The following is a 4680-nucleotide window of genomic DNA, read 5'->3' as shown; positions in this document are numbered from 1 at the left end:
AGCCTGCGGTGGGCGCGGTCCAGGTGACGAAGCCGGCGACGGCAGCGGCTGTGCGCGACATGCTCGAACTTGCGATGGGCCCGCGTGGCACGGGCCGTGCTGCGGCCGTAGAGGGATACCGGGTGGGTGGCAAGACCGGCACGGCGCGCAAGCAGATTGGACGGACGTACGCGGCTAACAAGTATCGCGCGTCATTTGTCGGCATGGCGCCGATGAGCAATCCGCAAGTGATCGTCGCCGTGATGATCGATGAACCGTCGGCCGGTGCGTACTACGGTGCAACGGTGGCGGGCCCGGTGTTTTCGGGCGTGGTTGGCGCAACCATGCAGTTGCTCGGCGTGCCACCCGACGCATGAAACGCGCGTCATGCGCCGGTGAAACGCAAATTCAACGCAAACACAGCGTCAATACTGGCGGGAAAATGTAAGGTCGCTGTGCTGTAAAATTGGACAAAACGTTGTACGAGTTGTTGCATGTGGTGGCATCAGCCGCAGCTTGACCGAACTTTCAAGGATTCCATGAAAAAGATTATTGGCGCGCTCGCGCTACCCCTCGTTCTCCTGCAATCCTGCGCCCAGTTTCACAACCCCGATGCAGGTCAGCCTGAAGTCGACACATCGACCAATCAATCGGTCGCGAGTATTGTCCAGTGCCTGACGGACGAAGCAAAGAAACACGATGCCCCATTCAAATCGACGCCGATTCCGCAAGGAACCATGCTCGAATTCGGGGACTCCAACGTGATCAAGGTTCGCTTCGACAACGGCGCAACGGAGTATCGGTTCTATCCGGGCCAACGCCATGTAGGCAATCTGTGGCTGGAAGGCGCGAGCAAGAAATGCGCACCTGCATCCTGATGCCGTCAGCGATTTTCTCGGCTTCTTTCCAGGCCTGACGATGCGTTCGACCAAAGCCATCAACGCAGTCGAGCGGCTCAAGACGCGCACGGGCAACACGCACTACGCGGCAGTCAGTCTGAGCGGCGGCTTGTTTTATCTTGTCGACCGGTCGGCGACTGGCGAGCAGAAGCTCTGCGCACCGTTGACCCTCGACGACTTCGTGGCGTTCGTCAAAGCGCTTAAGCCTGAAAAGCCGCGTCGCGTGAGCAGGCTCGATCTGGCCATGGATCAGCAGATCAAGCGAAGCGGGAAATCACGTACGCCCGAACCAGACTGAGGTTTTTCGTTTTCAAGCGTACGCGCTTCAAGGTCCAGACAGGTTCAGACGTCGAACTTCACGCCTTGCGCAAGTGGCAGATCGCGACTGTAGTTGATCGTGTTCGTCGCTCGGCGCATGTAGCTTTTCCATGCGTCCGAACCGGATTCGCGGCCACCGCCCGTTTCCTTTTCACCACCGAACGCGCCGCCAATTTCCGCGCCGCTCGTGCCGATATTCACATTCACGATCCCGCAATCGCTGCCTGCCGCGGACATGAATTGCTCCGCCTCGCGAATATCGTTGGTGAAGATCGCCGACGACAACCCTTGCGGCACGCCGTTCTGAAACTGCAGTGCATCGGCGAAATCGTCGTAAGCGAGCACGTACAGAATCGGCGCAAAGGTTTCCGTCGCCACCACGCCGGTCTGGGCAGGCATTCGCACGAGCGCGGGCCGCACGTAGAACGCGTCCGCCTGCCCGTTCACCTCGACGCGCTCGCCACCCACCACGTTGCCGCCCTGCTCGCGTGCGTCGCGCAATGCCTTCTGCATGCCGTCGAATGCGGCCTTGTCGATCAGCGGCCCGACCAGTGTGTCGGCGTCGAGCGGATCACCCACTTTCACCGATGCAAACGCTTTTTCCAGACGCGGCAACAGGGCGTCCGCCACGCTCTTGTGGACGATCAGGCGTCGTAGCGACGTACAACGCTGTCCCGCCGTGCCAACCGCCGAAAACGTGACTGCGCGCACGACGAGATCGAGATCGGCGCTGGGCGCCACGATCATGGCGTTGTTGCCGCCGAGTTCCAGGATGCTGCGCCCGAGCCGCTTCGACAGAACCTGCGCCACTTCGATACCCATGCGCACGCTGCCGGTCGCGCTGACCAGCGCTACTTTCGGCGAGGCAGTGAGCACTTCGCCGACTTCACGCGCGCCGATCAACAACTGGGTCAGGCCGGCGGGTGCTACGCCCGGATGAGTCTTGTCGAATTCACGTAAAGCCTGCTGGAACAGCGCATGGCATGCGATGGCCGTGAGAGGTGTCTTCTCGGAGGGCTTCCACACCACCGCATCGCCGCAAACCAGCGCAAGCGCCGCGTTCCACGACCACACGGCGACTGGAAAATTGAACGCGGAAATGACGCCGCACACGCCGAGCGGATGCCACGTTTCCATCATCCGGTGACCCGGGCGTTCCGACGCGATCGTGAGGCCGTACAACTGTCGCGACAAGCCGACTGCGAAGTCGCAGATGTCGATCATTTCCTGCACTTCACCGAGTCCTTCCGACGTGATCTTGCCCGCCTCGAGCGTGACTAGACGGCCAAGCGCCGCCTTGTTCTCGCGCAATACGTTGCCGAGCAGGCGCACGAGTTCGCCGCGTTGCGGCGCGGGCACCAGCCGCCATATCAGGAAGGCCGCGTGCGCTTCATCAATCTTGCGCGTGGCGTCAGCGGGGGAGTCGACCGCGAGCCGCGCCAGTTCCGCGCCGTCGCGCGGCGAGCTTGCAGCCAAGGCGTTACCCTGCCATTGGCCGAGATCAACGCCCAGGTCTTTCAGAATAGTGTTCAGTTCCATCACATCCTCATGGTTCGTTTCGACAGGAATCCGCCGCCGTCGCCGCCTGGGCGTTCATCGCCGGAACTCGCGATGAACGAGCCGGCCGATGAGCTAACGGATAGCGTCAACGCCGTATTATCCACCGCGACGGCGTGACAACGTTTGCGTCATCAGTCCAACTTTCGCCGCAGGCGCCCACGCGGATGCCATTGTCCCAGACGATGCATTTATCGAGGCAAACCCGCTCAAACAGTTCCTTTTGTGCAATGTGCGATGTCAGACAGTACACGCACGTCCCCTTTGCGACGATCAGGAGAACGGTCGAAAAAGGCCGGGGCCGCCAAAAGCGCAAACAAGCGCAAGGCGATCGGGGAATGGCCGGACGCAGCAGCCAGTACGCATCGATCAGGCATCGATAAAAAAACCGGGCTGAACAAATGCGCCGGAACAAGGGGACCTAATGATAATGAAAAAAGACGCGCCATCTGGAGGCTTGAAGTCTTCAACGCAAGCCGACGCCGAACTCCAGCATATAGAACGGGCAATCGGCCAGTTACGCGCGATGAGCGAAAAGGCCGCGGGAAAGCTCAACGTTGATTACTGGCGTGAACGGCTGAGCGTCGTTTCCGAGAGCCACGCGCTCGTGCCGGTGCAAAAGCGCCGGGTGGAAGCATTGCGCAAGATCCTCGATACACTTTCACAGCCGCCGGGCAACATCACGCCGGGCCGCAAGAAGACGACCAATAGGCTGTGGGCGAAAGCGGCGTAACCACGACGCTTTCGCCACTCTGCGCTCCACGCGCAGAACGCTCTCTCGATTCTTGACGCTGGAACAAGCTTAGCGGGAATGCTTGGTTTGGCACCGGACGCCGCGCCGCTAACATCGTGGCTCGTTCCACTCAAGAATCGTCATGAGCCTATATATCGACGACGCTCAACGCGGGCAAATTCATCGCGCGCGGGCCTCGTGGCGCTGGCGCAGCGAATGGCCGACGTGGTTGCTGATCCTGGCGATCTACGGCAGTTGGTTCGCCACTGCCCTCAGCGCGCGCGCGCTCGGTGTGCCGCTAGCCACAGCCATGCTTGCCGTGCTGTCGTGCCTCTTCATGTCGCTGCAACACGAGTTGTTGCACGGTCACCCCACGCGCTTTGCTCGACTCAATGCGTTGCTTGGCGTGGCGCCGCTTGCGGTCTGGTTTCCCTACGCCGTGTATCGCGAAGCGCATTTACGCCATCATGACGACGTCAACCTGACCGACCCCGATCTCGATCCGGAAAGCTATTTCGTCTCAGCCAGCCGATGGCGCAACGCAGGTCCATTCCTGCGCGCCCTGCTCGGATTTCGCAATACTTTCTTCGGGCGTGTGTTAGTCGGGCCTGCTTTTTCCATTGCGTGGACGCTCAGTTCGGCTTTCACCCGTATTCGCCACGGAGACACGCGTAGTGCGGGCGCGTGGGCGATTCACGTGGTTTTGCTCGTCGCGCTGTCAACGTGGCTCGATCGCAGATGCGGCATCAACCCAGCCGTATTTGTTCTAGGTATAGGCTATCCAGCGCTCGCGCTTGCATCGATACGCTCGTTTCAGGAACACCGCGCGGCCCATGCGGTCGGCGAACGCACCGTGATCAATGAAAGCGCGTGGTTTTGGCGTCTGCTTTTCCTGAACAACAACTTTCACGCTGTACATCACGATCTTCCGTCGGTGCCATGGTTTTCCCTGGCGAGCGTTTATCATGAGCGCCGCGACGCGTATCTTGCGCGAAATGGCGGTTTTATCGCACACGGGTACGGAGAGTGGCTGGTGCGGCATGCTTTGACGCCAGTCGCGCCGGCGCTGCATCCGTCTCATGACGTCACCGCCCTTGCGGCGCACCCGCATCGTCAGGCAGTCAAGGCGAAAACGCTCGACAGCAACGCGGCCGCGCCGGTCTAGGCATATCGATACAGGAAATTGCCCTGCAT

At 60.7% G+C, this 4680-nt stretch carries 6 protein-coding genes; 5 read left to right on the top strand and 1 reads right to left on the bottom strand.

Annotated elements, in window-relative coordinates:
- The 3 genes from WCA53_RS10380 to WCA53_RS10370 all read left to right on the top strand — a co-directional run.
- Nucleotides 1-356: penicillin-binding transpeptidase domain-containing protein (locus tag WCA53_RS10380; protein ID WP_423908761.1), on the top strand; the 356-nt coding region annotated here is incomplete at its 5' end.
- 162 nt (nt 357-518) lie between these two features.
- Complete coding sequence (locus WCA53_RS10375) at nt 519-857, top strand: hypothetical protein (protein WP_423908759.1); 339 nt, start codon at nt 519-521, stop codon at nt 855-857.
- Between the two features lie 40 nt (nt 858-897).
- Nucleotides 898-1176, top strand: coding sequence for a hypothetical protein (locus tag WCA53_RS10370; RefSeq protein ID WP_423908757.1), 279 nt, complete (start codon nt 898-900; stop codon nt 1174-1176).
- 44 nt (nt 1177-1220) lie between these two features.
- On the opposite strand, the gene WCA53_RS10365 is transcribed toward WCA53_RS10370, so the two are convergent.
- Nucleotides 1221-2735 (bottom strand): aldehyde dehydrogenase family protein, encoded by a 1515-nt coding sequence (locus tag WCA53_RS10365; RefSeq protein ID WP_423908755.1) that lies wholly within the window; start codon nt 2733-2735, stop codon nt 1221-1223.
- A 448-nt stretch (nt 2736-3183) separates the two neighbouring features.
- Between WCA53_RS10365 and WCA53_RS10360 the strand changes: the two genes are divergently transcribed.
- Both WCA53_RS10360 and WCA53_RS10355 read left to right on the top strand, forming a co-directional pair.
- Complete coding sequence (locus WCA53_RS10360; RefSeq protein WP_423908752.1) at nt 3184-3486, top strand: hypothetical protein; 303 nt, start codon at nt 3184-3186, stop codon at nt 3484-3486.
- A 142-nt stretch (nt 3487-3628) separates the two neighbouring features.
- Nucleotides 3629-4651, top strand: a complete 1023-nt coding sequence (locus WCA53_RS10355) for a fatty acid desaturase (protein WP_423908749.1) — start codon at nt 3629-3631, stop codon at nt 4649-4651.
- Nucleotides 4652-4680 lie beyond the last annotated feature (29 nt).

Origin of the sequence: Caballeronia sp. (genome assembly GCF_049581465.1) — a bacterium.
Taxonomy (GTDB): Bacteria; Pseudomonadota; Gammaproteobacteria; order Burkholderiales; family Burkholderiaceae; genus Caballeronia.
This window is presented reverse-complemented; position numbering and strand designations above follow the sequence as displayed.